Genomic DNA, 25,353 nt, shown 5'->3' with positions numbered 1-25,353 from the left:
GTCGGCGGCCTTTTCTTTTTTCAGCGAGCAGCATGACCGATTCCAACCCGCTTCAATATTCCAACCGCCAGTGGCTCTGGCCGGCGCTCGCCCTGCTGGGCCTGTCGCTGGCGGGACTTGCCGCATTCCTCTGCCTGCGCTTCGCCAGCGGGTTCGCCTTCGATCCCGCGCTGCTGCTGGCCTTCCGCACGCCCGGCGACCTCGCGACGCCGATCGGCCCACCCTGGCTGCTCCAGTCGGCGATCGATATCAGTGCGCTAGCCGGCTATACGGTGCTGTGGCTGGCGGGTGCGGCGACGCTGATCTTCCTGTTCGCCTTCGGCAGGCGCGCCGAGGCGCTGCTGCTTGGCGGATCACTGATCGGTGCATCGATGATCAACGCGCTGCTCAAGCTCTTCCTGCACCGCCCTCGCCCCGATGTGGTGCCGCATCTCGCGGAGGTGTCGAGCGCCAGCTTCCCCAGCGGCCATGCGATGATCTCGGCGGCCGTCTATCTTACCCTCGGCATCATGGTCGCGCAGACCCAGGCGAGCCGCTGGGCCCGGGCCTATATCCTGAGCTTTGCGGTGCTGCTGGTGCTGCTGATCGGCTGCAGCCGGGTGTTTCTGGGCGTGCACTGGCCGTCGGACGTGCTGGCCGGCTGGTGCTTCGGCGCGATCTGGGCGTTGTGCATGTTCGCGCTCAACGCGCGGCTGCACCGGCGCCAGGATTTCGGGCGCTAAGGCTCAGCCGTCCGAGGCCTGGGTCGTCCAGCCGAGCCGGGGAATCGTGATCGAGCGCTTGCCCGACAGGTCGACGCGGGTGACGAACAGCCCCTTGCTCTCGATATACTGCATCAGCCGCCGCACGCGGCCGAGCGAGCTGGTGCCGTAGCTGGTCGCGATATCGGTATCGCTCGGGCACGGCAGTCCCTCGCGCGCCGCCCTGGCGACGAGCAGGAACGGCCCGAGCATGTCGTCGGGCAGCGCGCGTGCCGCTTCCAGCGCCTGCGCCCAGTCATCGTCGGGATCGCCGTGAATGCCCGCGCGCGCCGCCGATAACCGGCGGACGAATCCCGACAGATCCAGCGGTGGCCGGTTCAGCCCCACCATCCGGCAGCGCACCTGGAAATCCTGGTAGAGCACCGCGGGCGAGCGCAGCGTCGACTGTTCGTCCTCGACGATCGCGCGCAGCACGTCGGCGACCAGGCCGGCGACTTCCTCGGGATCGCGATCGGGTTCGATCTCCATCGGCGATGGCGCCGAACGGGCAAGCTGCTCGAGCACCGTTTCCGGCTGGGAATAGGCATGCGCGGGCGGTGGGGCCGGCGGCACCCATTCGGGCTCGGCGGGGGCGAGCAGCAGGTCCTTGATGTCCTCGGTCGGCGCCTGGGGCAGCGGGGTCAGCTTCGGCGACGAGCTGCGCGCGCTGGTCTCCACCGCGCCGATGCGGATCGCGACCGGCCGCCGGGTGATCGCTGGGCCGAGGCCCAGGAAATGCCCGCGGGCCAAGTCGCGGATCGCCTCGGCCTGGCGCCGCTCCATGCCGAGCAGGTCGGCGGCGCGCTGCATGTCGATGTCGAGAAAGGTGCGGCCCATCAGGAAGTTGGACGCTTCCGCCGCCACGTTCTTGGCGAGCTTGGCCAGCCGCTGCGTCGCGATCACGCCGGCGAGCCCGCGCTTGCGGCCGCGGCACATCAGGTTGGTCATCGCCGACAGCGAGGCGCGGCGGACTTCCTCCGCCACTTCACCGCCGCCGGCAGGTGCGAACAGCTGCGCCTCGTCGACGACGACGAGCGCCGGATACCAATGATCGCGCGGCGCATCGAACAGGCCGTTGAGGAAGGTGGCGGCGCAGCGCATCTGCCCTTCCGCCTCCAGCCCTTCGAGGCTGAGCACCACCGAAGCCCGATGCTCGCGGATGCGCGCGGCGAAGCGGGCGACGTCGCGCTCGCTATGGTCGACCGCCTCGATCGCGAGATGGCCGTAGCGATCCGAGAGGGTGACGAAGTCGCCCTCGGGATCGATCACCACCTGCTGCACATGGCCTGCGGACTGTTCGAGCAGGCGGCGGAGCAGGTGCGACTTGCCCGAACCCGAATTGCCCTGGACCAGCAATCGGGTTGCAAGCAACTCCTCCAGATCGACCGGCACGGGGCTGCCCGTGCCGTCGACGCCCATGTCCACGCTGACGGTCATCCCGGCCGCTTTGCCGGATCATGGGGGGCAGCGGCAAGGGCTGGCGCCATGAAAACTGTGGGTCTTCGTTTCGCTTCAGGCCGCGTCGGCGGCATTCAGGCGCTGGCGGCGGCGTTCGAGCGCCTGCATCGTCTTCTCGGCGAGGAGCGTGAGGCGCGCGGTATCCTGCTCGGTGAGCTGCGCGCGCGCGGTTCTGTCGATCACGCAGAGCGTGCCGATCCGCTTGCCGCTGGTGGTACGCAAGGGGGCGCCGGCATAGAAGCGGATATTGGGATCGCCGGTGACCAGCGGGTTCTCCGAGAAGCGCGGATCGGCCTTGGCGTCGTTGACCACGAACACGTCCGGACCGCGGATCGCGTGGGTGCAGAAGGAGATCGAGCGCGGCGTCTCCTGCGGCGCGAGCCCGACGCGCGCCTTGAACCATTGCCGGTTCTCGTCGATCAGCGAAATCAGCGCGATCGGCACGCCCAGCGCGGTCGCGGCTTCGCGCACGATGGCATCGAATTCGGCCTCGTTGGGGGTGTCGAGCACGCCATAGCCCTTGAGCTCGGCGAGGCGGGCGGGTTCATCCGAGGGATCAAGCGGCATCGTTCGTCTTCCTGCGTTTGCGCCCCCCAGCACATTCGGTCTACTACCGAGCCACAAGTTAACATTTGCTCGACAGCGCAAGCACCTGCCGGGCAGTCTGATGGCAGCCATGCGTCCCGATCCCATTGAACATCTCCGCCGGGTTTTCGGCTATGACGCCTTTCGCGGCGTGCAGGGCGCGGTGGTCGACCGCGTCATGGCGGGGCAGCGCACGCTCGCGGTGATGCCCACCGGCGCGGGCAAGTCGCTGACCTATCAGCTGCCCTCGGTGATGCTGGAGGGGACCTGCGTCGTCGTCAGCCCGCTGATCGCGCTGATGCACGACCAGCTGCGCGCTGCCGAGGCGGTGGGCATCCGTGCCGCCACCCTTACCTCGGTCGACGACAATCGCGCCGAGACGATCGAGCGTTTCCGCGCCGGCCAGCTCGACCTGCTCTACATCGCGCCGGAGCGTGCCTCGGGCGAGGGCTTCCGCAACCTGCTGACCCAGGCGCCGCTCAGCCTGTTCGCGATCGACGAAGCGCATTGCGTTTCCGAATGGGGGCATGATTTCCGCCCCGATTACCGGCTGCTGCGCCCGTTGCTCGATCGCTTCCCGGAGGTGCCGCGCCTCGCGCTGACCGCCACGGCGGACGCGCATACCCGCGCGGACATCCTCGAACAGCTGGGGATTCCGGAAGACGGGCTGATCGTCGCCGGCTTCGATCGGCCGAACATCCGCTACCATATCGCCCCGCGCGAGAACACGACGCGGCAGATCATCGACGTGGTTTCGGAGAATCCCGGTCCCGGCATCGTCTATGCCCAGACCCGCAAGGGCGTGGAGCAGCTCGCCGAGAAGCTGGCGGCCGAGACCGGGCGGCCGGTGCTCCCCTATCATGCCGGGCTCGATCCCGAGGTGCGCCGCCGCAACCAGGCGCAGTTCGTCGCCAGCGAGGACATGGTGGTGGTCGCCACCGTCGCGTTCGGCATGGGCATCGACAAGCCCGACGTCCGCTTCGTCGCCCATGCCGGACTGCCCAAGTCGATCGAGGCCTATTACCAGGAAACCGGCCGCGCCGGCCGCGACGGCGATCCCTCGGTCGCGCATCTCTTCTGGGGCGCCGACGATTTCGCTCGCGCCCGCCAGCGGATCGGCGAGGTCGAGCCCTCGCGCCAAGCGGGCGAGCGCACCCGGCTGACCGCGCTCGGCGCGCTGGTCGAGACGGCGGGCTGCCGCCGCCGGATCCTGCTCAAGCATTTCGGCGAGGACGCGCCCGAGACCTGCGGCAATTGCGACAATTGCCTGAATCCGCCCGCCGCGATCGACGTCAGCGTGACCGCGCAGAAATTCCTCTCGGCGGTATTCCGCACCGGCATGCTGTACGGCATCGGCTATATCGAGGGCATCCTCACCGGCGTCTCGACCGAGCGCAGCCTGATGAACGGGCACGAGAAGCTGTCGGTGTTCGGCATCGTCGATGGCGACGAAGTGGCGATGCTGAAGCCCGTGTCGCGCGCGCTGCTGCTGCGCGACGCGCTGCGCACCAACGAGCATGGTGGGTTGGAATTCGGCCCCGAAGCGCGGGCGATCCTCAAGGGCGAGGCGAAGCTGGAGCTGGTGCTGCCGCCCAAGCGCGAGCGGCGGCGTCGCGGCGCTAAGGGTTCGGTGCCCAACCCGGTCGGCAACCCGCTGTTCGAGGCGCTGCGGGCGAAGCGCCGTGAGATCGCGCAGGAGACGGGCCTTCCGCCTTATGTGATCTTCCACGATTCGGTGCTGCGCGACATGGCGATGGTGCGGCCGTCTTCGCTGGCGGAGATGGGGCAGCTCTTGGGCGTCGGCGCGCGCAAGCTCGATGCCTATGGGCAGGACTTTCTGAACGTCCTTCGCCAGTTCTGATCGACTTTCTTGGGAGGACGCCCCGCGCTACAGCCTCGCGCTGGAATCAAAGGAGGACCTGCCATGCCGAACAAGATCGACGACAGCATCTCGGTGGCCCCGCAGATCCGGCCGGAGGACGTGCCGGCGCTCGCCGCCGCCGGGTTCGTGCACATCATCAACAACCGCCCCGAAGGCGAGGAATTCGGCCAGCCGACCGGCGCGCAGATTGCCGAGGCCGCCGAGGCGGCAGGGCTCGGCTATACCGAGATTCCGGTGACCCCGGGCGGCTTCTCGATGGCGCAGGTCGAGGCGATGGCCGAGGCGCTGGGCTCGGTGGACGGGCCGGTGCTGGCCTATTGCCGCTCCGGCACCCGCTCCTGCAACCTCTGGGCGCTCGCCACTGCCTACAAGGGCGGCGCGCCCGACGCGCTGGTCGCGAAGGGCGCGGGGGCGGGCTACGACCTGTCCGGCATCCGTCCGGCGCTGGAGCAGCTGGCGGCGCGCTGAGCCATCCATTCTAGCGCTCCCCTCCCGCTTGCGGGAGGGGTACGCCTGCTTCACGCGCGGCGCTTTCCCCACGAACAAAAAATGGGCCGGTGGTTGCCCACCAGCCCAGTTGTCCGCAGGAGGAACCTCGGTGGGGCGCCGCGGCAGGAGAGGATCCCGCGGCGCCCGAACTTGTCAGTAGTTGTAGGCGCGCTCGCCATGCTCGTTGATGTCGAGCCCTTCGACTTCGACTTCCTTCGAGGGGCGGATGCCTATGGTGAGCTTCAGGCCGTAGAAGAGGATCGCCGAGACCACGCCCGACCAGACCAGCGTGATGCCGACGGCCTTCGCCTGCACCAGCAGCTGGGTGGCGATGTTGTAGCTGGACGCGGCGACTGCCGGGAACTGGGTGTAGTCGATCACGCCCTGGCCGCCGAGCGCGGGGTCCGCGACGATCGCGGTGCCGAGCGCGCCGATGATGCCGCCGACGCAGTGGACGCCGAACACGTCGAGCGAGTCGTCATACTTGAGCTTGTTCTTCACCGTGGTGACGAAGAAGAAGCAGATCGGCGAGACGATCAGACCGAGCAGGATCGAGGTCATCGGCGCGGCGAAGCCCGAGGCCGGGGTGATCGCGACCAGACCGGCGACCGCACCGGTCACCCCGCCCAGCAGCGACGGCTTCTTGTGCACCACCTGCTCGATCACCGCCCAGCTCACCGCGGCAGCGGCGGTGGCGACGAAGGTGTTGATGAAGGCAACCGCGGTGACGCCGTTCGATTCGAGGTTGGAACCAGCGTTGAAGCCGAACCAGCCCACCCACAGCAGCGAGGCGCCGATCATGGTCATGGTCAGCGAGTGCGGCGGCATCGGCTCGCTCTTGAAACCCACGCGCTTGCCGATCACGAGGCAGCCGACCAGGCCGGCGATGCCCGCATTGATGTGGACGACGGTGCCCCCCGCAAAATCGAGCGCGCCCAGGCCCCACAGATAGCCATAGTCGGTCGGTGCATCGACGAGGAAGTCCGGGCCCGCCCAGTACCAGACCATGTGCGCGATCGGGAAATAGGCCAGCGTCATCCACAGCACGGTGAAGATGATCAGCGGGGTGAACTTCACCCGCTCGGCGAAGGCACCGACGATCAGCGCCGGCGTGATGCAGGCGAAGGTCATCTGGAAGCAGACGAAGGCGAATTCAGGGATATAGACGTTGTTCGAGAAGGTCGCGGCATAGGTGCTCGCGCTCACGCCGACCAGGAACGCCTTGGAGAGGCCGCCGAAGAAGTGGTTGTCGCCGCCGCTGGTGAAGGCGATCGAATAGCCCCAGGTGCACCACACAAGGGCGGCGACCGAGACGATCATGAACACCTGCATCAGCACCGAGAGCATGTTCTTGGTGCGCACCAGGCCGCCATAGAACAGCGCCAGCGCCGGCACCGACATCATCAGCACCAGCGCCGAGGAGATCAGCATCCAGGCGGTGTCACCCTTGTTGACCATCGTCGCCTGCTGCGCGGCATCGGGTGCCTTGATCAGTGCGGTCTGCGCCCAGGCGGGCATCGCCGCGACCAGCGCGGCCGCGCCGAGCGCGAGCCCGGCGGTCTTCCATCCTTGCTTCATTGCTACCCCCTTGCTCACAGCGCCGTCTCGTCGGTCTCGCCGGTGCGGATGCGCACGGCCTGGCCCATGTCGAGGACGAAGATCTTGCCGTCACCGATCGCCCCGGTGCTCGCCGCCGCCTGGATCGCCTCCACGGCGCGGTCGGCAAGATCGCTGCCCACGGCGACCTCGATCTTGATCTTCGGCACCATGTTCGTGCTGTACTCGGCGCCGCGATAGATCTCGGTCTGGCCCTTCTGGCGGCCGAACCCCTTCACTTCGGTGACGGTCATGCCCGTCACCCCGACGGTGGTGAGCGCCTCGCGCACCTCATCGAGTTTGAAGGGTTTGATGATGGCGATGATGAGCTTCATGTCGCCCCCTCTGGCGGTTGTCCCGGGGAGCAACGTCGCAAGGGGCGTGCCAAATGGAACGCACAGAGAGGATGCGCGTTTCGAGACGCCAAATATTACGAACTGGTGAATTTTGCGACGCGCGGCTGCCCGAAAAACGGGCAGATCATTGCAGCGTCGCGCTGTCCTCGCCGTGACGGCCGAAGAATTGCATCAGCTGCACGATCAGCTCGGCGCGTTCTTCCAGGCGGGGTGCTTCGAGCAGCGCCTGCTTCGACGCGGCATCGAACGGCGCGATCTGGGCGATGCCATTGACCAGCGATTCGTCGTCGAGCCGGGTAACCGCCTCCCAATCGACCATATAGCCCAGGCCATCGGCGAAGCGGCGCGATTCCATCTCGATCGAGGCGCGGCCGGCCAGCGACAGCGATTCCGATTCGCCCGCAGCCTCCAGCGCCGCCTCGACCTGGCGGAACGGCGTGGTCACCTCGAGCTCGCGGACGATGGTGAAGCGGCTCAGCCCTTCGAGCACGATGTTGAAGCGCCCGTCGTCGAGCGCCTCGACATCGGCGATCCGGCCGACACAGCCGACGTCGAACAGCGTCGGCGGATCACGCTCGTCGCGCGGCTGGACCATGCCGATCCGCCGGTCGCGCGCGAGCGCCTCGGAGACCATTGCGCGGTAGCGCGGCTCGAAGATGTGGAGCGGCAGGTGCATGCGCGGAAACAGCAGCGCACCCGCCAGCGGAAACACCGAGAGCCGCGTCGTCTTCATCCGAACAGGATCTGCGACAGCTTGCGACGCTGGCCGGCGACCCAAGGGTCCTCCAGCCCGACGACCTCGAACAGCTTGAGCAGCCGCTGGCGAGCGGCGCCCTCGTTCCAGGCGCGATCGTCACGGACCATGGCGAGCAGCGTCTCGGCCGCACCCTCGCGGTCGCCCGCCGCCATCTGGCCGCCGGCGAGCTCGTAGCGCGCGTCCATGTCCTCGGGGTTCGCGGCCGCACGCGCGGCAAGCCCGGCGAGGTCGCCGACCGGCTGGGCTTCGCGGGCGAGGCTCAGCGCGGCGCGGGCACGCTCGACTTCGGGCGCCTTGGCGGCGTCGCCCTGGATCGCGTCGAGCGCGCCCTGCGCCTCGTCGTGGCGACCCAGCGTGGTCAGCGCACGGACGCGGCCGGCGGCGACTACGGCGTGATCGGGTGCCATTTCGGCGATCTGGTCGAAGATCGCGAGCGCGCGCTCGGCATCGCCATCGGCCAGCACCTGCTCGCCCATCGCGATCAGCGGTTCGAGCTCGGCTTCGGCATCTGCCGCTTCGCCCGAGATCGGCAGCTGGCGGAGAATCTGGTCGAGCATCGCGCGCAGCTGCGATTCGGTGCGCGCGCTGGTCAGGTCGGCAACCAGCTGGCCCTGGAACATCGCATAGACGGTCGGGATCGAGCGGACCTGGAATTGGCTGGCGATGAAGTTGTTCTTGTCGACGTCGATCTTGGCCAGCAGCACGCCCTTGGGGGCATAGTCGTCGGTGACCTTCTCGATCACCGGGCCCAGCGCCTTGCACGGGCCGCACCATTCGGCCCAGAAATCGATGACGACGAGCTTCGACATCGACGGCTCGACGACGTCCTTGCGGAAGGCGTCGACGGCCTGTTTGTCGGCGGGGCTCATACCAAGCGTGGCCAAAATGCGCTCCTTCAGCAATCTGCGGGTGCCGGCGCCTCGGATGGGCGCGCGGGCGGGTCGGCTCCTATTTGGGCGTTCGGGGCCGAACCGCCAAGTCTTTTCCAAAAAGTGCAAAAGGGGGGTTGCGCAGTCTGAAACCCGCTGTTAGTTGGCCCGCCTCACCCGCCGAGAGCGCTTCGAAACGCTCCCGGCCACGACGCCAGAGCGGGCGTAGCTCAGGGGTAGAGCACAACCTTGCCAAGGTTGGGGTCGAGGGTTCGAATCCCTTCGCCCGCTCCAGCGTTTCCGGCGATCACGCCGTTCCGCTGCCGACACGATATCGTTTGCCTCCCGACATGGATCGGCGGGCATTCCCTGCTACTGGCAGCCTCCGGCTATTCGGAGACCTCGCATGCATTCCCTGCCTATCGCGCTGATACTCGCCACCCTGGTGACCGGCGCCGACGAGCGGCCGCAGCCCTCGGTGTGGCGCAACCCCAGCAACAGCGTCCATGTCCGCGCCGAGCCCTGTGGCGCCGACAGCATGTGTGCAACGGTGATCTGGGCAAGCGACAAGGCCAAGACCGATGCCCAGCGGGGCGGCACCAAGCAGCTGATCGGCACGCAATTGTTCCAGAATTTCAAGATCGTGCGCGCAGGCCTGTGGAAGGGCACGGTGTTCGTCCCCGATATCAACCAGCGTTTCAGCAGTACCGTGACGGTGGTCGACGAGAACACCATTGTCGGCAAGGGCTGCGCGCTGCTTGGGGCGGTGTGCAAGGCCCAGACCTGGACGCGCGTGCGGCCCTGACCGGCTCAGGGCATCAGCCGCTTTCGCCCCTCCGACAGATGCCAGCGCATCGCCAGCGCCGCGCCGTCCGCATCCTGTGCGCGGATCGCCTCGACGATGGTCGCATGCTCGCGGACCATCGCCGCGATCGGCTCGGCTTCGCGGAGGCGAGCGATGTCGACGCCGGCGCGCATGATTCGCATCGTCTCCTCGTGGAGATGCTCGAACGCCTTTTCGAAGGCAGGATTGGAGGTCGCGCGGAAGATCGCGCGGTGCAGTCGCCAATCCTCGTCATGCGCCGGGTCGCTCGAGAGCAGCGCCTTGCGCAGATCGGCCATCGCCGATTCGATCTCGGCCAGCTGCTCGGGCGAGCGCCGGCGCGCGGCCAGCCGCGCGGCGTCCGATTCGAGCGCGAATCGCACTTCATAGGTGCCGAGCGTCGCGGAAAGCTCGTCGAACGCCATGTGCGCGCCGAGCCGCAGCGACGGGCGGCGCATCACATAGGAGCCCGCCCCGCGCCGCGCTTCGGTGATGCCGTCGGCCGCCAGCCGCACCAGCGCTTCGCGCACCACGGTGCGTGACATGCCGAAGCTCTCCGCCAGCCGCGATTCGGAGGGAAGCCGATCGCCGACGTTCAGCCCGCCCAGGATGATCTCGACGATTCGCGAATAGGCCTGGTCGGCGAGGCGCTGGTCGGAGGGTGCGTGGTTTCGCAGCATGATGCGCCACGATACTAAGCCGTTTGGAAATGGCGAGTCGTGCCATGGTCTTAGGAGAAGCCGATGCCCGCCACCCCCGCCCCCATCCGCGTCGGCATCGGTGGCTGGACCTTCGAGCCCTGGCGCGGCACCTTCTATCCGGACAAGCTGCCGCAGAAGCGCGAGCTGGAATATGCCGCCGCCGCGCTCACCGCGATCGAGATCAACGGCACTTATTATTCCACCTTCAAGCCGGCGAGCTTCGCCGGCTGGGCGGCCGCGGCGCCCGAGGGCTTCGTCTATACGGTGAAGGGGTCGCGTTTCGTCACCAACCGCAAGGTGCTGGCGGAGGCAGGCGAATCGATCGCGCGCTTCTGCGGGCAGGGGCTGACCGAACTGGGCGACAAGCTCGGCCCGATCTTCTGGCAGTTCATGGCGACCAAGAAGTTCGACGCGGAGGATTTCGGCGCCTTCCTCAAGCTGCTGCCTGCCGCGCAGGACGGCGTGAAGCTCCGCCACGCCGTGCAGGTGCGGCACGACAGCTTCCAGACGCCCGAGTTCGTGGCGCTGTGCCGCGCGGCGGGCGTGGGAATCGTCTTTGCCGATTCGCCGCAATATCCGGCGATCGCCGACGTGAGCGGCGATTTCGTCTATGCGCGGCTGGAAGCGGGCGAGGACGACAACCCCTTCTGCTATCCCGAGGCCGATCTGCCGCATTGGGTGGAGGCGGCCAGGACCTGGGCGGCGGGCGGCCAGCCCGAGGGGCTGCCGACCTTCGCGGCCGAGCCCGCGCCGGTGCAGCCCCGCGAGACCTTCGTGTTCTTCATCCATGGCGGGAAGGTGCGCGCACCCGCGGGTGCCCAGGCGTTCCTCCGCCGGCTGGGCTGAGCGGCGAACCCTTTGCGGCGGCGCTTCGTTTAGTCCCGGCAACCCCAGGAGGCCCATCATGATTCACGATCCCGAACAGCAGAAGCCGCAGGACGACGAAGCCGAAGCGATGGAAGAGGCGCAGAAGGACGCCGCCGAGGAACGCGAGGAAGAAGGCGGCTATCAATGAGGCGTGGGGCGTGGCGGCGGGACACCGTACGCTGCGCCCTGCCCCCGAATGTCGTGCGTTTCCAAACGTCGTTCAAGGCCTAGCCAAACCCCCGGGTAATTGATAATCACTCGCAGCATGAACGCCCCCGCTGCGATCCCCGTGCCTGTACGCCTCGCCCAGTTGCATCGCCATGCCCCCGGCACCGTGGCCGGAGTCGAGTGGGATCGCCTTGCCGAGCCCGAGGCGCGCCGCCTGCGCGAACTGGGCCTGGACGAGGGCGTGGAAGTCGAGCTGCTCCACCGCTCGGGCCTGTTCGGCGGCCCCCTCGCCTGCCGCATCGGCCGGATGACCGTGGCGCTCCGCCGCCATGTCGCCGCCGCGATTCATGTGACGCCGCTGGCCCAGCACGCATGAACGCCACGCCATTGGTTGCGCTGGTCGGCAATCCCAATGCCGGCAAGAGCGCGTTGTTCAATGCGCTGACCGGCGCGCGGCAGAAGGTCGGCAATTATCCTGGCGTCACCGTCGAGCGCCATTCGGGTCGCATGGCGCTGCCCGATGGCCGCCCGATCGAGCTGGTCGACCTGCCTGGCGCCTATAGCCTCGATCCCGGCAGCCCCGACGAGCAGGTGACGCGCGACGTGCTGCTCGGCCGCCGGCAGGGCGAGCGCCTGCCCGACGCGATCCTCACCGTGGTCGACGCCTCCAATCTCGACAACCATCTCCGCTTCACCCTCCAGCTGATCGCGCTGGGCCTGCCGATCGTGGTGGCGCTCAACATGGTCGACCTCGCCGAGCGCGACGGGCTGAAGCTCGACGCGGAAGCGCTGGAGCGCGAGCTCGGCGTTCCCGTCGTCGCCACCGTCGCGGTCCGCCGCCGCGGGCTCGATGCGCTCAAGGAACGGATGGGCGAGATGGTGAAGGGCGTGACCAAGATCCGTCCCTCTGCGGGCGTGCAGCACGACATCGTCCTGCTCCAGCGTCGCGCCCGCCAGATCGCCACCGCCGTCACCGTTTCCGAAACCGCCGCGCGGCGCTGGACGCATCGGCTGGATGCGCTGTTCCTCCATCCGGTTGCGGGACCGCTGATCCTGCTCGGGACGATGTTCGTCATGTTCCAGGCGGTATTCGCCTGGTCGGAGGTCCCGATCGGCTGGATCGAGGACGGGATGAAGTGGCTCGGCGCCGAGGTCGGCAGCGCGCTGCCCGACGGGGTGTTCCGCTCGCTGATCGTCGACGGGGTGATCGCGGGCGTCGGCGCGGTCGTGGTGTTCCTGCCGCAGATTTTGATCCTGTTCGCCTTCATCCTGGTGCTGGAGGCGACCGGCTACATGGTCCGCGCCGCCTTCCTGATGGACCGGGTGATGGCGAGCGTCGGGCTTTCGGGCCGTGCCTTCATCCCGCTGCTCTCCAGCTTCGCCTGCGCGGTGCCCGGGATCATGGCGACGCGTACCATCTCCGACGAGAAGGATAGGCTGACAACTATCCTGATCGCGCCGCTGATGACCTGCTCGGCGCGGCTGCCGGTCTACGCGATCATCATCGGCGCGCTGATCCCCGATCGCGCGGTGCTGCCCGGCGTGGGGTTGCAGGGGCTGGTGCTGTTCGCGCTCTATATTCTCGGCATCCTCGGCGCGTTCGTTGTCGCGCTGGTGCTGCGGCGGACGGTCACCAAGGGCGCGACCTCGGGCTTCATGATGGAGATGCCCAAATATCAGTGGCCCAGCGCGCGCGACGTGCTGCTCGGGCTCTGGCAGCGCGCGCTGATCTTCCTCAAGCGCGCCGGCACGATCATCCTCTACACCACGGTGATCCTGTGGGCGCTCTTGAGCTTCCCCAAGCCGCCCGAGGGCAGCGGTATCTCCAAGGTCGATTACTCGATCGCGGGCCGCATCGGCAGCGGGCTGGAGAAGATCGTGGCGCCGATCGGCTTCAACCGCGACATGGCGCTGGCGGTGATCCCGGCGATGGCGGCGCGCGAGGTGGCGGTCGCGGCGATCGGCACCGTCTATGCGGTCGACAATCCCGATGATGCGTCGGGCGAAGAGTCGATCCGCGAGCAGCTCCAGAAGCATTGGAGCCTGCCGAGCGCGCTTGCCTTCCTGATGTGGTTCGTCTTCGCGCCGCAATGCATCTCGACGATCGCGGTGACGCGGCGCGAGACGAACGGGTGGAAATGGCCGGCCTTCATGATCGGCTATCTGTTCGCGCTCGCCTATGTTGCGGCCGGCATCACCTATTGGAGCGCGGTGGGCCTCGGCCTCTAGCAATTGCATCGCGTGCGCGAAAACGGCAGAGGCAGGGGACTATGAGCACTGTACCCCCCGAACTCCGCGCAGCCGCGCTCGTCTCCAAGGCCTGGCCCTATGAAGAGGCGCGCAAGCTGCTCAAACGCTATCCGCAGATCGCTACGGGTGGCGCGCCGGAGAAAGGCCATGTGCTGTTCGAGACCGGCTATGGCCCCTCGGGGCTGCCGCATATCGGCACGTTCAACGAAGTGCTGCGCACCACCATGGTCCGCCGCGCCTTCGAGAGCCTGTGCGACGTGCCCACCCGGCTGATCGCGTTCAGCGACGACATGGACGGCCTGCGCAAGGTGCCGGACAATGTGCCGAACCAGGAGATGCTGCGCGAGCATCTCGGCAAGCCGCTGACCCAGGTGCCCGATCCGTTCGGGAAATATGAAAGCTTCGCCCACCACAACAATGCGCGGCTGCGCGAATTCCTCGACCAGTTCGGCTTTGAGTACGAGTTCGCCTCCTCGACCGACTATTACACCGGCGGCCGTTTCGACGACGCGCTGCGGAAGGTGCTGCGCCACTATCAGGGCATCATGGACGTGATGCTGCCGACGCTGCGCGCCGAGCGCCAGGCGACCTATTCGCCGGTCCTGCCGATCAGCCCCAAGTCGGGCATCGTGCTGCAGGTGCCGGTCGAGGTGGTCGATGCCGAGGCAGGCCTGATCGCCTTCGAGGATGAGGGCGAGCGGATCGTCCAGAGCGTGCTGGGCGGCAAGGCCAAGCTCCAGTGGAAGGTCGACTGGGCGATGCGCTGGGTCGCGCTCGACGTCGACTACGAGATGGCCGGCAAGGATCTGATCGACTCGGTCACCCAGTCGGGCAAGATCGCGCGCGTGCTCGGCGGCCGCCCGCCCGAGGGCTTCAACTACGAGATGTTCCTCGACGAGAAGGGCGAGAAGATCTCCAAGTCCAAGGGTAACGGGCTCAGCCTCGAACAGTGGCTGACCTATGGCCCCGAGGAGAGCATCGCCTTCTACGCCTATCGCGAGCCCAAAAAGGCCAAGCAGCTGCATCTGGGCGTGATCCCGCGCGCGATCGACGAATATTGGCAGTTCCGCGGCAACTATGCCGGTCAGCCGATCGAGCAGAAGCTGGGCAACCCGGTCCACCATATCCACAATGGCGAGCCGCCGGCGGAGACGCTGCCGGTCACTTTCGGGCTGCTGCTCAACCTGGTCGGCGTGATGGGCGAGGCGACCAAGGAACAGGTCTGGGGCTATCTTACGAATTATGTCCCGGACGCGAACCCGGCAACCTATCCGGCGCTCGACCGTCTGATCGGCTATGCGCTCGCCTATGCCCGCGATTTCGTCGCCCCGACGCTCAAGAAGCGTGCGCCGGTGGGCGTGGAGATCGAGGCGCTCCGGCGGCTCGACGCCGAACTCGCTGTCCTGCCCGCCGACGCGACCGCCGAGGCGATCCAGGACCAGGTCTATGAGATCGGCAAGACCGGCGGCTTCGAGAATCTGCGCGACTGGTTCAAGGCGCTGTACGAGACGCTGCTCGGCTCCGAACAGGGGCCCCGCATGGGCAGCTTCATCGCGCTGTACGGCATCGCGAACAGCCGCAAGCTGATCGCGGAAGCGCTGGCGAAGCTGGCGTAGGTAGCTCTAGCGTATCCTCCCCCGCCCGGGGGAGGATACGGCTACTGACAAGGGAGAAGACCATGCAACGCCGTATCCGCACTGTTCGTTCGGCTGCGCGTGCCTTCCTCCATGGCGAGGCGGCCGGTGGCATCTTCCTGATCGCCGCGGCCGCGCTGGCGATGCTCGCGGCGAACCTGCCGGGCATTTCCGAGACCTATTTCCACACGCTGCACCAAGAGACCGGCCCGGTGATTTCGCCGCTCTATGGCCCGATGACGGTGCATCTCTGGATCAACGACGGGCTGATGGCGGTGTTCTTCCTGCTCGTCGGGCTCGAGATCAAGCGCGAGTTCGTCGACGGGCGGCTGGCGAGCTGGGACCGGCGCCGCCTGCCGGTGATCGCCGCCGCTGCCGGCATGGTGGTGCCTGCCGCCGTCTATCTGCTGATCGCCGGCCGCACGCCGGGCGTCACCAGCGGCTGGGCGATCCCCGCCGCCACCGACATCGCCTTCGCGATCGGCGTGCTGGCGATTCTCGGCAGCCGCGCGCCCGCCGCGCTCAAGCTGTTCCTGACCACGGTGGCGATCGTCGACGACATGGGCGCGGTGGCGATCATCGCGGTGGCGTACACCGCGCATATCGACCTGATAGCGCTCGTCGGCGCGGCGGTGGTGCTTGGCGTGATGATCGCCTGCAACCGCCTCGGCGTGCGCCACCTCGCCGTGTACCTCGCGCTGGCAGTGGTGCTGTGGGTGCTGGTGTTCCAGTCGGGCGTGCATGCGACCATCGCGGGCGTCGCCGCGGCGATGACGATCCCGCTGGTCAAGTCCCCGGCCGCGCCCGATGCCGTGGACTCGCCGCTCCACCGGCTGGAGCATGCGCTGCATCCCTGGTCTGCGTTCCTGATCGTGCCGCTGTTCGGCTTCGCCAATGCCGGCGTCTCGTTCGAGGGGCTGTCGCCGGCGATCCTGCTCGAGCCGCTGCCGCTGGGCATCGCTGCGGGCCTGTTCCTCGGCAAGCAGCTCGGCATCTTCGGCAGCATCTGGCTGGCGGTGAAGACCGGCATCGCCAAGCGCCCCGGCAATGCCGGCTGGCGGCAGATCTACGGCGTGTCGCTGCTCGCGGGCATCGGCTTCACGATGAGCCTGTTCATCGGCGGCCTCGCCTTCCCGGGCAACGCGCTGTTCGTCGACGAGGTGAAGATCGGCGTGCTGCTCGGCTCGATCCTGTCGGCGGTGGCGGGTTACGCGGTCCTGCGGTCCGCCAGCACCGCCACGCCCAAAATCGCCAACCCGCCCAGCGCCAGCAGCGCGCCGACCCAGCCGGTCGACGTCCAGCCGTAACCGGCGGCGATCGCCAGCCCGCCCAGCCAGGGGCCGAGCGCGTTGGCGGTGTTGAACGCCGAGTGGTTGAGCGCGGCGGCCAGCGCCTGCGCGTCGCCGGCCACGTCCATCAGCCGGGTCTGGAGCACCGGGCCGAGCGCCCCGGCAAAGCCGATCGCGAACACATCGATCGCCACCAGCGGCAGCGAATGCGCCGCCAGCGGATAGAGCGACAGCGCAACGGCGCTCGCGATCAGCAGCGCCGCACCGGTCGGCATCAGCGCACGATCGGCGAAGCGCGGCACGACGATGTTGCCCGCGATCATCCCGAGCCCAAAGATCGCCAGCACCAGCGGCACGCCCCAGGGCGGGGTGCCGGTGACGTGCATCAGCGTCGAGGCGACATAGGTGTAGACGCAGAATAGCCCGCCAAAGCCGATTGCACTGACACCGAGCGTCAGCCACACCTGTCCGTTCGCCAGGGCACTGAGCTCCCGCAACGGGCTCGCGCCTTGCTCCGGACGGTCTTTCGGCGCCAGCCACACGACCAGCGCTACCGTGAGCATCGCCAGCGCCGCGACCACCGCAAAGCCCCAGCGCCAGCCCACTGCCTGCCCCAGCCAGTTGGCTGCCGGCACGCCCAGCACGGTGGCGACGGACAGCCCGAGCATGATGCGACCAACCGCCTGCGAGCGCTGGTCATACGGCACCAGCGATGCCGCCACGAGTGCGGCGATCCCGAAATAGGCGCCGTGCGGCAGCCCGCTGAGGAAGCGGAACAGCAGCATCCAGTGATAGGTCGGCGCCAGCGCGCTCAGCGCGTTGAACAGCGCGAAGCTCGCCATCAGCGCGATCAGCAGCGTCCGCCGCGACCATTTCGCCGCCGCCACCGCGAGCAGCGGCGCCCCCACCACCACCCCCAGCGCATAGGCGCTGATCACATGGCCCGCGGTCGGCTCGTCGATGCCGAGGCCCTTGGAGAAATAGGGCACGAGGCTCATCGTCGCGAATTCGGTGGTGCCGATCGCGAATCCGCCCATGGCGAGCGCGAAGTGGACCAGGCCCGGCGAGCGGGCGGCGGAGCGTTGAACGGGGGCGTGCACGGCTCGCAAATGGATTTGCTGCAGTGCAGCGTCAATTCAAAAACCGTGCAACCGCAACTGCTTTGCGCGCAATCAAGGACAGGCGGGCAACGCGGCGTTCCAGCCGCGCCGCCGCAGCACCAGCCGGTAATAGAGCGCGGACGCGAGCAACTGCGCCAAGGTAGCGAGCAGCGCCGGCCTTCCCTCCGCCGGGTCGAGCCAGTTGAGCCCGGCGATCGCCGCCAGCACCAGCAGCGTCACCACCGCGGCCAAGGGGTGGAGCGGCATGCGATAGGGTCCATGCGCGGTGCTGCCCCGATGCCGTCCGACGATCGCCGCCAGTGCGAGTCCGGCATAGATGGCGATCAGCCCCGTGCCGCTCAGCACCAGCAGCAGCCGCAGCGGCAGGAAGCAGGCGGCGATGCCGATCGCCCCCGAGGCGAGCGTCGCCCGCGCGGGCGATCCGAAGCGCGGGTGAATCGCCTCGAGCCAGGCATCCAGCGGTCTGCCCCAGCTTTCGTCGCGCGCGGTGGCGTAGAAGAACCGTCCATTGGCAAGGATGCAGGCAATCACCGCATTGACGATCGCGACGACGATGCCCGCCGCGACCCACAGGGCGAGCGCCGATCCCCCGCGCATCCGCACAAAGGCGCCGAACGGGTCTTCGGCGGACAGGAACGCCGCAAGATCGGGCGTGGCGACCAACGCCGCGACGACCGGCACCGCCTCCAGCAGCAGGGCGCCAGCAAGGGCCAGCAGGATCGCGCGGGCGATGCGATGGGAGGCGCCATGCATCTCTTCGCCGAAATAGACGGCTGCGCCATAGCCGTTGAGCGCGAAGATCGCGACCGAGGTCGCCAGCCCGATATTCGCGGCGCTCGCCGGCACCAGCCCGTCGGTACCGGGCGCCACCGGGTGCAGCAGCAGCGGCAGCACGTCCCGCACCGGCGCCGCCAGGCCCAGCGCCAGAATCACCAGCACCGCCGCCACTTCCGCGGCGAGGAAGGCGCCGGTCAACAGCGCGTTGAAGCGGATGTTGAGGATGCCGACCAGGGTCGAGGCCAGCAGCACGCCGACGGCAACCGGCACCGGCGGCAGTCCCGGCACGACCGTCGACCCCACGGATGCGATCCCCAGCGCCGCTACCGGCGGGAAGAGCAGGTTGTTGCAGGCATTGACGCCCAGCATCATGAACCCGGCCGCCGGCCCCAGTGTCTGCCCTACCATCACATATTCGCCCCCGGCCACCGGGAAGGCGGACGAGAGCTCGGCATAGATCAGCGCCGTGGCGAGGCACACCACGCCGGCGATCGCCAGCGCCAGCAGCGTGCCGGTGCCGGCGATCTGCAGGCTGCCCGGCACGATCACGAACAGCGACGATGCCGGGGTGGTGATCGACAGGGTGAGGAGCAGCACGCCCGCGGTGCCCAGGCTGCGGTCCAGTCGTGCGTTCGTTTGCGGCATCGGCCCCCCGAGATGCGGGGCAGCGTGGCGACCGCGTGCAGGCACGTCAATCACCCCGGCTTGCCCTGCCCGTGCTATTCGCTAGGTTGCGCGCGTGGCTTCTCCCACCCCTTCGGCCGGCGACGGCGCCCGCGCCCGGCTCGTCCATGCGCTCGGCGAAGTCGCGGGCGGTGACCGCAAGGCGCTCAAAACCGTCTATGATCTGACGGCGGCGAAGCTGATGGGCGTCTGCCTGCGTATCTGCCAGGACCGCGAGGCCGCAGAGGATGTGATGCAGGACGTGTATCTGAAGGTGTGGGACAAGGCAGGGCGCTTCGATGCGTCGCGTGCCAGCCCGATCACCTGGCTGTGCACGATCGCCCGCAACACCGCGATCGACTGGCGCCGCGCACGCGGGCTGGGCGAGACCGCCCCGGTCGAAGCCGCGCTGGAACTGCCCGATGGCCGCCCTTCGGCCGAGGCGATGCTCGAAGCAGGAGAGACGCAGGCGCGCATCTTCGATTGCCTGGAGGCGCTGGAGGAAAAGCCGCGCGGGGCGATCCGAGCTGCCTTCTTCCACGGCCGCACCTATCCCGAACTCGCCGCCGCCGCCGCGGTGCCGCTCGGCACGATGAAGAGCTGGATCCGGCGCGGGCTGCTGCAATTGCGGGGGTGTCTCGGCGATGGCTGAGCCGCTGCGGCCCGAAGACGAAGACATTGCGCTCGCCGCCGAACTGGCGCTGGGGCTGCTGGAAGGCGACGACCTCGCCGCCGCGCGCCGCCGGCAGTTGGCCGACCCCGGCTTCGCCGCGGCGGTGGAGCGCTGGGTGCTCGATTTCGCCCCGCTGGCGCTCGGCGGTGTCGACGTGGCCGTCTCGGCCGGGCTGTGGCAGCGGATCGAGGCGCGGCTTCCCGGCGCGGAACCTGGCACCGTGGTCGCGCTGCGCCGCTGGCGGGCGATCGCGATCGCGACCAGCGCGGCCGCCGCGGTGCTGCTCGCCATCCTGCTGCTGCGTCCGGTGCCGCAACCGGTGGTGCTGCCGCCGCCGCCGGTCGTCGTCGCGCAGATCACCGGTACCGCAGGTGCTGCATTTGCGGCGCGCTACGATGCCGAGCAGGGCATGCTCCACGTCCGCACCGAGGCGATGCCCGCCAGCCGCCGAGCGCCCGAGCTGTGGGTGATCCCGGCGGGCGGCAAGCCGGTGTCGCTCGGCCTGGTCGCCGCACAGGGCGACCGTGACATGGCGGTGGCTCCCGCCCATCGCACGCTGCTCGCCGAGGGCGCGACGCTGGCGGTGACGATGGAAGACGCCGCCACCGCGCCGCACGCCGGCCCCAGCGGCCCGCCGGTCGCGGCAGGAAAAATCACGATTCTTTAATGATCGCTGCATCCGGGGCGTCGGCCGCCCCGTAGCTGCCGCGCATCTCCGCAAAGAGGGGTGCGTAGCAAGAGGAAGCTAGAAGATGCGCAAGATCCGTCTCGCCTCGCTCACCGGAATCGTCGGTGCCGCGCTGCTCGCTACCGGCGCCGTCGCCGCCGTGCAGAATTTCCCGATGGTCGGCGGTGCCGCGATGTACCCGACCAAGAACATCGTCGAGAATGCGGTGAACTCGAAGGATCACACCACGCTGGTCGCCGCCGTGAAGGCCGCCGGGCTGGTCGATACGCTGTCGGGCCCGGGCCCGTTCACCGTCTTCGCGCCGACCAACGCCGCCTTCGCCAAGCTCCCCGCCGGCACCGTCGACACGCTGGTGAAGCCCGAGAACAAGGCGACGCTCACCAAGATCCTCACCTACCATGTCGTCGCCGGCAAGCTGAACGCTGCCGACATCGCGGCCAATGCCAAGGCGCATGGCGGCAAGGCGACGCTCACCACGGTCGAGGGTGCGCCGATCACCGTCATGAAGGGCCCGAGCGGCGGCTGGTGGATCGAGGATGCCAAGGGCGGCAAGGCCAAGATCACCATCGCCGACGTCAACCAGTCGAACGGCGTGATCCACGTGATCGACAGCGTCCTCATGCCCTGAGGCTGTCGAGGGCCTCGCGCGCTCCCCCCTTTGGGCGAGGCCCGGCCCGCCGGCGAACCTCCTTGCCGGCGGGCTTACGCCTTCAGACGCCGAGCCATTGCAGCGGCGCGGGCAGGCCGAAGGTCGTGTAGTCCACTTGCAGCACGCGGCGATGACCGGTTGCGGTGCTCGCCGCCGAGGCATGGAGGATAGGTGTGCGATAGGCCCAGACGTCGCCAGCTTCGGCGAGGCACATCGCGGTGCCGCATGCCGCCACCGCCGCGGCGATTTCACCCTCCGGAATCCTTCCCAGTCGGTGCGAACCGGGCGCGATGAGCAGTGGCGCGTTATCCTCCGGCACCGGATCGAGATGGATGCGCAACGTCACCATGGCTTCGATGACATCAAAAGGCGGCTCGACATGGAGCAGGCCCTGCTTGGTCGACCAGGGGCCGTAGCCCGGAACATCGGCCCGCCGGCGAACGGCGATTGTGCGATCCTGATGCCAGCCGAGCGCCCAGTTGTTCGCCGCGCTCTTGTCGAAGCAGATCGCGCGCACGGGCCGGGCAGTCGGTCCCAGATAGTCGGCTGCCGTTGCGCCCAACGCATCCGGTGCGAGTAGCTCGGCCAGACCATCCACGCCGTGCAGCCGCAGCCCGGCCCTGTCGGCCGGCAATATCCCTGCCAGTGCGCGCAACCTTGTGAGAAAAGGGGCGGCTGCACCGGCAAGGTGCGCCGCCCCATCGCGTTCGAAATCGAGCGGCACGTGGTTCAGAGCTTCTCGGTCAGCTCCGGCACCAGCGTGAACAGGTCGCCGACCAGGCCGATGTCCGCCACCTGGAAGATCGGCGCGTCCTCGTCCTTGTTGATCGCGACGATCGTCTTCGAATCCTTCATGCCGGCGAGGTGCTGGATCGCCCCCGAGATGCCGACGGCGACATAGACCATCGGCGCGACGATCTTGCCGGTCTGGCCGACCTGATAGTCGTTGGGCGCATAGCCTGCGTCCACCGCCGCGCGGCTGGCGCCGACCGCGGCACCCAGCTTGTCGGCGAGCGGATCGATCAGCGCGTGGAACTGCTCCTGCGAGCCCAGCGCGCGGCCGCCCGAGACGATCACCTTGGCGCTGGTCAGCTCCGGACGCTCCGAGGCGGCAATCTCGGCGCCGACGAAGGCCGAGAGACCCTTGTCGCCCGCCGCCGCGACGGCTTCCACCGTGCCGCTGCCGCCGGTCGCCGCCGCCTTGTCGAACGCGGTGCCGCGCACGGTGATCACCAGCTTCTTATCGCTGGTCTGCACGGTGGCGATCGCGTTGCCGGCATAGATCGGCCGGGTGAAGGTGTCCGGCCCCTCGACCGAGAGGATGTCCGACAGCTGCATCACGTCGAGCGCGGCGGCGACGCGCGGCGCCACGTTCTTGCCCGTGGTGGTCGCCGGGAACAGCACCGCGTCATGGCTATCCATCAGCTGGACCACCAGCGGCGCGACATTCTCGGCAAGGAAATGCTCATAGGCCGCGTCGTCGGCGACATGGACCTTGCCCACGCCGGCGATCTGCGCGGCCGCCTCGGCCACCGCCGAGACGCCTTTGCCGGCGACGAGCAGATGCACCTCACCCAGCTTTGCCGCCGCGGTGACGGTGGAGAGCGTCGCGTCCTTGACGCTCTGATTGTCGTGTTCGACCCAAACCAGCGTCTTCATCACGCGACTCCCATGCCCTTGAGCTTCTCGACCAGTTCGTCGACCGAACCCACCTTGATGCCCGCCTGGCGCTTGGCCGGCTCGACGACCTTCAGCGTCTTGAGGCGCGGGGTGACGTCGACGCCGTAGTCGGCGACGGTCTTCTTCGCGACCGGCTTGGTCTTCGCCTTCATGATGTTCGGCAGCGTGGCGTAGCGCGGCTCGTTGAGGCGGAGATCGGTGGTGACGATCGCCGGCAGCTTGAGGTCCACGGTCTCGAGGCCGCCGTCGATCTCGCGGGTCACGTGCACACGGTCACCGGCGATCTCGACCTTGGAGGCGAAGGTGCCCTGCGCCCAGCCGAGCAGCGCGGCGAGCATCTGGCCGGTCTGGTTCGAATCGTCGTCGATCGCCTGCTTGCCGAGGATGATCAGCCCGGGCTGCTCCTCTTCGGCGACCTTGGCGAGCAGCTTGGCGACGGCCAGCGGCTCGATCTCGTCATCGGTCTGGATCAGGATGCCGCGATCGGCACCCATGGCGCGCGCGGTGAGCAGCACATCGGTCTCCGCCTTGGCGACGCCGATGGTGACGACGACGATCTCGGTCGCGGCGCCCTTCTCCTTCAGCCGTACCGCTTCCTCGATCGCGATCTCGTCGAAGGGGTTCATGCTCATCTTGACGTTCGCCAGATCGACGCCCGTCCCGTCCGCTTTCACGCGGGGCTTCACGTTATAGTCAAGCACACGCTTGACTGGTACCAGGACCTTCATCGCATCCTTCCTGTCTGCCGGGGCTCTCCCCCTGACAATTGGGTTACGTTTACGCGAACGTCAACCGCTCGCAAGCGATTCGGCGTACGCCTGCATCAGCGTGCCGAAGGATTCCGGGGGCGGAAATTTTGGATAGCTGTACGAAGCGCCCGTCGCGGCCCAGGGCAGCGCCTCCTCGGTCCAGGTCTCGAAGAAGGGCGGGGTGGACATCGGCGCATCGAGCATCGTCGTGCGGATGTTCACGAAGGCGTCGAGACCCTCGGGCCGCGTGAACAGCCAGCTCTTGCAATGCTCGCAGTGGAAATGCCGAGTGGCGCCGTGAAGGCCGCCGATCACCGGCACGCCTTCGATCACTGCGAAGCGTTCCGCCGGGTAGAGGCCGCTCAGCGAATAGGCGCTGGCGGTCATGCGCTGGCAGCCGGTGCAGTGGCAGGCCATGGTGACGAGCGCATCGCCCGTCACCCGGAACCGCACGCGGCCGCAGCGGCAGCCGCCCTCGACCGACTTGCCAGTCGGGGCGGCCGTATCGCTCACGCGACCTTCTTGACCTCCGCCACGATCTTCTGGGCGGCGTCGCCCAGGTCGTTGGCGGGAACGATGGCGAGGCCCGAATTGGCCAGGATGTCCTTGCCCTGCTGCACGTTGGTGCCTTCGAGGCGGACGACCAGCGGCACCGCGAGGTTCACTTCCTTGGCGGCCGCGACGATGCCTTCCGCGATGATGTCGCAGCGCATGATGCCGCCGAAGATATTGACCAGGATGCCCTTCACCGCCGGATCGCTCAGGATGATCTTGAACGCCGCGGTGACCTTCTCCTTGTTCGCGCCGCCGCCGACGTCGAGGAAGTTGGCCGGGAACATGCCGTTCAGCTTGATGATGTCCATCGTGGCCATCGCCAGGCCGGCGCCGTTGACCATGCAGCCGATGTCGCCGTCGAGCTTGATATAGGCGAGGTCGTACTTCGACGCCTCGAGCTCCATCGGATCCTCTTCGGTCTCGTCGCGCAGTTCCATCAGGTCCTTGTGACGGAACATCGAGTTCGAATCGAAGCCGACCTTGGCGTCGAGCACCATCAGCTTGTTGTCCTCGGTGACGGCGAGCGGGTTGATCTCGATCTGCGAGGCGTCGGTGCCGAGGAAGGCGTTGTACACCTTGCCGGCCAGGCTCTGCGCCTGCTTGGCGAGATCGCCCTCGAGGCCGAGCGCCTTGGCGACGGCGCGGCCGTGGTGCGGCATGAAGCCGGTCGCGGGATCGACGTCGAAGGTGTGGATCTTCTCGGGCGTGTCGTGCGCGACGGTTTCGATGTCCATGCCGCCTTCGGTCGAGACGACGAACGCGACTCGGCCGGTGGCGCGATCGACCAGCAGCGCGAGGTAGAATTCCTTGGCGATGTCGACGCCGTCGGTGACGTACAGGCGGTTGACCTGCTTGCCGGCAGCGCCGGTCTGGATCGTCACCAGCGTGTTGCCGAGCATCTCGGTCGCGGCGTGGCGGACTTCGTCCTCGGTCTTGGCGAGGCGGACGCCGCCCTTGGCTTCGGCCGGCAGTTCCTTGAACTTGCCCTTGCCGCGGCCGCCGGCATGGATCTGCGCCTTCACGACATAGAGCGGCCCGGGCAGCTTCTTGGAGGCTTCGACGGCCTCTTCGACGCTCATCGCGGCAAAGCCGGCCGGCACGGGCACGCCGAACTTCGCGAGCAGTTCCTTGGCCTGATATTCGTGGATGTTCATGGGAGCAGTCCGCCTTTTCAAGGGAACGGGGAAAGGATCGCGCCCGCCTAAGCACAGCGCGCGCGTGAAATCCACCCTTTTAGGGATTATTGCGATTGCGAATTGCTTGCAACATGGCGCATCATCCGGATGGAGCTCGGATTCATAGAACCAGCCCGATTACCATCTCGTGAAGCGGGA

The 25,353-nt window shown here is 68.0% G+C and carries 26 protein-coding genes and 1 tRNA gene; 13 read left to right on the top strand and 14 right to left on the bottom strand.

Annotation, left to right across the window (positions count from 1 at the left end; translation table 11 throughout):
• Positions 1-32: 32 nt before the first annotated feature.
• Positions 33-722, top strand: coding sequence for a phosphatase PAP2 family protein (locus tag GGR89_RS02100; RefSeq protein ID WP_125973070.1), 690 nt, complete (start codon positions 33-35; stop codon positions 720-722).
• Between the two features lie 3 nt (positions 723-725).
• Here the strand turns inward: GGR89_RS02100 and GGR89_RS02095 are convergent, their stop codons facing one another.
• A complete protein-coding gene (locus GGR89_RS02095; protein ID WP_125973068.1) occupies positions 726-2,177 on the bottom strand; it encodes an ATP-binding protein in 1,452 nt (483 codons plus the stop codon).
• 75 nt (positions 2,178-2,252) lie between these two features.
• Positions 2,253-2,765, bottom strand: a complete 513-nt coding sequence (locus tag GGR89_RS02090; protein WP_125973066.1) for a GAF domain-containing protein — start codon at positions 2,763-2,765, stop codon at positions 2,253-2,255.
• A 109-nt stretch (positions 2,766-2,874) separates the two neighbouring features.
• Between GGR89_RS02090 and recQ the strand changes: the two genes are divergently transcribed.
• Together recQ and GGR89_RS02080 are read left to right on the top strand one after the other, a co-directional pair.
• On the top strand, positions 2,875-4,644 hold the full coding sequence (gene recQ / locus GGR89_RS02085; protein WP_125973283.1) for a DNA helicase RecQ: 1,770 nt from the start codon (positions 2,875-2,877) through the stop codon (positions 4,642-4,644).
• Between the two features lie 63 nt (positions 4,645-4,707).
• Positions 4,708-5,133, top strand: a complete 426-nt coding sequence (locus tag GGR89_RS02080; protein ID WP_125973064.1) for a protein tyrosine phosphatase family protein — start codon at positions 4,708-4,710, stop codon at positions 5,131-5,133.
• A 174-nt stretch (positions 5,134-5,307) separates the two neighbouring features.
• On the opposite strand, the gene GGR89_RS02075 is transcribed toward GGR89_RS02080, so the two are convergent.
• From GGR89_RS02075 to GGR89_RS02060, 4 genes are all read right to left on the bottom strand, one after another.
• Positions 5,308-6,732 carry an ammonium transporter gene (locus GGR89_RS02075; RefSeq protein WP_125973062.1) on the bottom strand — a complete coding sequence of 475 codons (1,425 nt, stop codon included), beginning with the start codon at positions 6,730-6,732 and terminating at the stop codon, positions 5,308-5,310.
• Between the two features lie 14 nt (positions 6,733-6,746).
• On the bottom strand, positions 6,747-7,085 hold the full coding sequence (locus GGR89_RS02070) for a P-II family nitrogen regulator (protein ID WP_010542740.1): 339 nt from the start codon (positions 7,083-7,085) through the stop codon (positions 6,747-6,749).
• A 145-nt stretch (positions 7,086-7,230) separates the two neighbouring features.
• Positions 7,231-7,839: an LON peptidase substrate-binding domain-containing protein gene (locus GGR89_RS02065; RefSeq protein ID WP_125973060.1), complete on the bottom strand. Its 609-nt coding sequence runs from the start codon at positions 7,837-7,839 to the stop codon at positions 7,231-7,233.
• Complete coding sequence (locus GGR89_RS02060; protein WP_125973281.1) at positions 7,836-8,732, bottom strand: tetratricopeptide repeat protein; 897 nt, start codon at positions 8,730-8,732, stop codon at positions 7,836-7,838. Before GGR89_RS02060 ends, GGR89_RS02065 begins: the two co-directional genes overlap by 4 nt.
• A 219-nt stretch (positions 8,733-8,951) precedes the next feature.
• Between GGR89_RS02060 and GGR89_RS02055 the strand changes: the two genes are divergently transcribed.
• A tRNA-Gly gene (locus tag GGR89_RS02055) sits at positions 8,952-9,026 on the top strand.
• A gap of 112 nt (positions 9,027-9,138) precedes the next feature.
• Complete coding sequence (locus GGR89_RS02050; RefSeq protein ID WP_241213148.1) at positions 9,139-9,537, top strand: DUF2147 domain-containing protein; 399 nt, start codon at positions 9,139-9,141, stop codon at positions 9,535-9,537.
• Positions 9,538-9,542: 5 nt separating this feature from the next.
• Here GGR89_RS02050 and GGR89_RS02045 read toward each other — a convergent pair whose 3' ends face one another.
• Positions 9,543-10,235 carry a FadR/GntR family transcriptional regulator gene (locus tag GGR89_RS02045; RefSeq protein ID WP_125973058.1) on the bottom strand — a complete coding sequence of 231 codons (693 nt, stop codon included), beginning with the start codon at positions 10,233-10,235 and terminating at the stop codon, positions 9,543-9,545.
• Positions 10,236-10,298: 63 nt separating this feature from the next.
• Here GGR89_RS02045 and GGR89_RS02040 point away from each other — a divergent pair, with 63 nt between their 5' ends.
• From GGR89_RS02040 to nhaA, 5 genes are all read left to right on the top strand, one after another.
• Positions 10,299-11,102 carry a DUF72 domain-containing protein gene (locus tag GGR89_RS02040; RefSeq protein WP_125973056.1) on the top strand — a complete coding sequence of 268 codons (804 nt, stop codon included), beginning with the start codon at positions 10,299-10,301 and terminating at the stop codon, positions 11,100-11,102.
• A gap of 286 nt (positions 11,103-11,388) precedes the next feature.
• Entirely contained in the window at positions 11,389-11,667 is a 279-nt protein-coding gene (locus tag GGR89_RS02035) for a FeoA family protein (protein WP_125973054.1), read from the top strand.
• Positions 11,664-13,520: a ferrous iron transporter B gene (gene feoB, locus GGR89_RS02030; protein WP_125973052.1), complete on the top strand. Its 1,857-nt coding sequence runs from the start codon at positions 11,664-11,666 to the stop codon at positions 13,518-13,520. Before GGR89_RS02035 ends, feoB begins: the two co-directional genes overlap by 4 nt.
• A 41-nt stretch (positions 13,521-13,561) precedes the next feature.
• A complete protein-coding gene (locus tag GGR89_RS02025) occupies positions 13,562-15,157 on the top strand; it encodes a lysine--tRNA ligase (protein ID WP_125973050.1) in 1,596 nt (531 codons plus the stop codon).
• A 62-nt stretch (positions 15,158-15,219) separates the two neighbouring features.
• Complete coding sequence (nhaA, locus tag GGR89_RS02020) at positions 15,220-16,482, top strand: Na+/H+ antiporter NhaA (protein WP_125973048.1); 1,263 nt, start codon at positions 15,220-15,222, stop codon at positions 16,480-16,482.
• Here the strand turns inward: nhaA and GGR89_RS02015 are convergent.
• On the bottom strand, positions 16,383-17,501 hold the full coding sequence (locus GGR89_RS02015) for an MFS transporter (protein WP_125973277.1): 1,119 nt from the start codon (positions 17,499-17,501) through the stop codon (positions 16,383-16,385). The two genes, nhaA and GGR89_RS02015, sit on opposite strands and share 100 nt — an antisense overlap.
• A 135-nt stretch (positions 17,502-17,636) precedes the next feature.
• Positions 17,637-19,007, bottom strand: coding sequence for an APC family permease (locus tag GGR89_RS02010; protein ID WP_125973046.1), 1,371 nt, complete (start codon positions 19,005-19,007; stop codon positions 17,637-17,639).
• A gap of 94 nt (positions 19,008-19,101) precedes the next feature.
• Here GGR89_RS02010 and GGR89_RS02005 point away from each other — a divergent pair, with 94 nt between their 5' ends.
• The 3 genes from GGR89_RS02005 (at position 19,102) to GGR89_RS01995 (ending at position 21,014) form a co-directional block, all read left to right on the top strand.
• Positions 19,102-19,677 (top strand): sigma-70 family RNA polymerase sigma factor, encoded by a 576-nt coding sequence (locus tag GGR89_RS02005; RefSeq protein ID WP_125973044.1) that lies wholly within the window; start codon positions 19,102-19,104, stop codon positions 19,675-19,677.
• Positions 19,670-20,365, top strand: a complete 696-nt coding sequence (locus tag GGR89_RS02000) for an anti-sigma factor (RefSeq protein ID WP_125973042.1) — start codon at positions 19,670-19,672, stop codon at positions 20,363-20,365. Before GGR89_RS02005 ends, GGR89_RS02000 begins: the two co-directional genes overlap by 8 nt.
• A gap of 85 nt (positions 20,366-20,450) precedes the next feature.
• Positions 20,451-21,014: a fasciclin domain-containing protein gene (locus tag GGR89_RS01995; protein ID WP_125973040.1), complete on the top strand. Its 564-nt coding sequence runs from the start codon at positions 20,451-20,453 to the stop codon at positions 21,012-21,014.
• 82 nt (positions 21,015-21,096) lie between these two features.
• On the opposite strand, the gene GGR89_RS01990 is transcribed toward GGR89_RS01995, so the two are convergent.
• From GGR89_RS01990 to sucC, 5 genes are read right to left on the bottom strand one after another with little or no spacing between them, the layout of a single operon-like run.
• Positions 21,097-21,759, bottom strand: coding sequence for a phytanoyl-CoA dioxygenase family protein (locus GGR89_RS01990; RefSeq protein WP_125973038.1), 663 nt, complete (start codon positions 21,757-21,759; stop codon positions 21,097-21,099).
• A 5-nt stretch (positions 21,760-21,764) separates the two neighbouring features.
• Positions 21,765-22,694, bottom strand: coding sequence for an electron transfer flavoprotein subunit alpha/FixB family protein (locus tag GGR89_RS01985; RefSeq protein ID WP_125973036.1), 930 nt, complete (start codon positions 22,692-22,694; stop codon positions 21,765-21,767).
• Entirely contained in the window at positions 22,694-23,443 is a 750-nt protein-coding gene (locus GGR89_RS01980) for an electron transfer flavoprotein subunit beta/FixA family protein (protein ID WP_125973034.1), read from the bottom strand. Before GGR89_RS01980 ends, GGR89_RS01985 begins: the two co-directional genes overlap by 1 nt.
• A gap of 60 nt (positions 23,444-23,503) precedes the next feature.
• Entirely contained in the window at positions 23,504-23,977 is a 474-nt protein-coding gene (locus GGR89_RS01975; RefSeq protein WP_125973032.1) for a GFA family protein, read from the bottom strand.
• Complete coding sequence (gene sucC, locus GGR89_RS01970) at positions 23,974-25,173, bottom strand: ADP-forming succinate--CoA ligase subunit beta (protein ID WP_084584214.1); 1,200 nt, start codon at positions 25,171-25,173, stop codon at positions 23,974-23,976. The genes GGR89_RS01975 and sucC overlap by 4 nt, the downstream gene beginning before the upstream one ends.
• Positions 25,174-25,353: the final 180 nt, after the last annotated feature.

The sequence above is a fragment of the Sphingomonas trueperi genome, assembly GCF_011927635.1.
Taxonomy (GTDB): Bacteria; Pseudomonadota; Alphaproteobacteria; order Sphingomonadales; family Sphingomonadaceae; genus Sphingomonas; species Sphingomonas trueperi.
Note: the sequence above shows the minus strand (reverse complement) of the source record. Positions and strands in the feature narration are given on the sequence as shown.

Excerpts from the sequence above, each read along its gene's own strand:
- GGR89_RS02100 (WP_125973070.1), top strand. The coding sequence starts at position 33 with ATGACCGATTCCAACCCGCTTCAATATTCCAACCGCCAGTGGCTCTGG.
- GGR89_RS02095 (WP_125973068.1), bottom strand. The coding sequence starts at position 2,177 with ATGACCGTCAGCGTGGACATGGGCGTCGACGGCACGGGCAGCCCCGTG.
- GGR89_RS02090 (WP_125973066.1), bottom strand. The coding sequence starts at position 2,765 with ATGCCGCTTGATCCCTCGGATGAACCCGCCCGCCTCGCCGAGCTCAAG.
- recQ (WP_125973283.1), top strand. The coding sequence starts at position 2,875 with ATGCGTCCCGATCCCATTGAACATCTCCGCCGGGTTTTCGGCTATGAC.
- GGR89_RS02080 (WP_125973064.1), top strand. The coding sequence starts at position 4,708 with ATGCCGAACAAGATCGACGACAGCATCTCGGTGGCCCCGCAGATCCGG.
- GGR89_RS02075 (WP_125973062.1), bottom strand. The coding sequence starts at position 6,732 with ATGAAGCAAGGATGGAAGACCGCCGGGCTCGCGCTCGGCGCGGCCGCG.
- GGR89_RS02070 (WP_010542740.1), bottom strand. The coding sequence starts at position 7,085 with ATGAAGCTCATCATCGCCATCATCAAACCCTTCAAACTCGATGAGGTG.
- GGR89_RS02065 (WP_125973060.1), bottom strand. The coding sequence starts at position 7,839 with ATGAAGACGACGCGGCTCTCGGTGTTTCCGCTGGCGGGTGCGCTGCTG.
- GGR89_RS02060 (WP_125973281.1), bottom strand. The coding sequence starts at position 8,732 with ATGAGCCCCGCCGACAAACAGGCCGTCGACGCCTTCCGCAAGGACGTC.
- GGR89_RS02050 (WP_241213148.1), top strand. The coding sequence starts at position 9,139 with ATGCATTCCCTGCCTATCGCGCTGATACTCGCCACCCTGGTGACCGGC.
- GGR89_RS02045 (WP_125973058.1), bottom strand. The coding sequence starts at position 10,235 with ATGCTGCGAAACCACGCACCCTCCGACCAGCGCCTCGCCGACCAGGCC.
- GGR89_RS02040 (WP_125973056.1), top strand. The coding sequence starts at position 10,299 with ATGCCCGCCACCCCCGCCCCCATCCGCGTCGGCATCGGTGGCTGGACC.
- GGR89_RS02035 (WP_125973054.1), top strand. The coding sequence starts at position 11,389 with ATGAACGCCCCCGCTGCGATCCCCGTGCCTGTACGCCTCGCCCAGTTG.
- feoB (WP_125973052.1), top strand. The coding sequence starts at position 11,664 with ATGAACGCCACGCCATTGGTTGCGCTGGTCGGCAATCCCAATGCCGGC.
- GGR89_RS02025 (WP_125973050.1), top strand. The coding sequence starts at position 13,562 with ATGAGCACTGTACCCCCCGAACTCCGCGCAGCCGCGCTCGTCTCCAAG.
- nhaA (WP_125973048.1), top strand. The coding sequence starts at position 15,220 with ATGCAACGCCGTATCCGCACTGTTCGTTCGGCTGCGCGTGCCTTCCTC.
- GGR89_RS02015 (WP_125973277.1), bottom strand. The coding sequence starts at position 17,501 with ATGGGCGGATTCGCGATCGGCACCACCGAATTCGCGACGATGAGCCTC.
- GGR89_RS02010 (WP_125973046.1), bottom strand. The coding sequence starts at position 19,007 with ATGCCGCAAACGAACGCACGACTGGACCGCAGCCTGGGCACCGCGGGC.
- GGR89_RS02000 (WP_125973042.1), top strand. The coding sequence starts at position 19,670 with ATGGCTGAGCCGCTGCGGCCCGAAGACGAAGACATTGCGCTCGCCGCC.
- GGR89_RS01995 (WP_125973040.1), top strand. The coding sequence starts at position 20,451 with ATGCGCAAGATCCGTCTCGCCTCGCTCACCGGAATCGTCGGTGCCGCG.
- GGR89_RS01985 (WP_125973036.1), bottom strand. The coding sequence starts at position 22,694 with ATGAAGACGCTGGTTTGGGTCGAACACGACAATCAGAGCGTCAAGGAC.
- GGR89_RS01980 (WP_125973034.1), bottom strand. The coding sequence starts at position 23,443 with ATGAAGGTCCTGGTACCAGTCAAGCGTGTGCTTGACTATAACGTGAAG.
- sucC (WP_084584214.1), bottom strand. The coding sequence starts at position 25,173 with ATGAACATCCACGAATATCAGGCCAAGGAACTGCTCGCGAAGTTCGGC.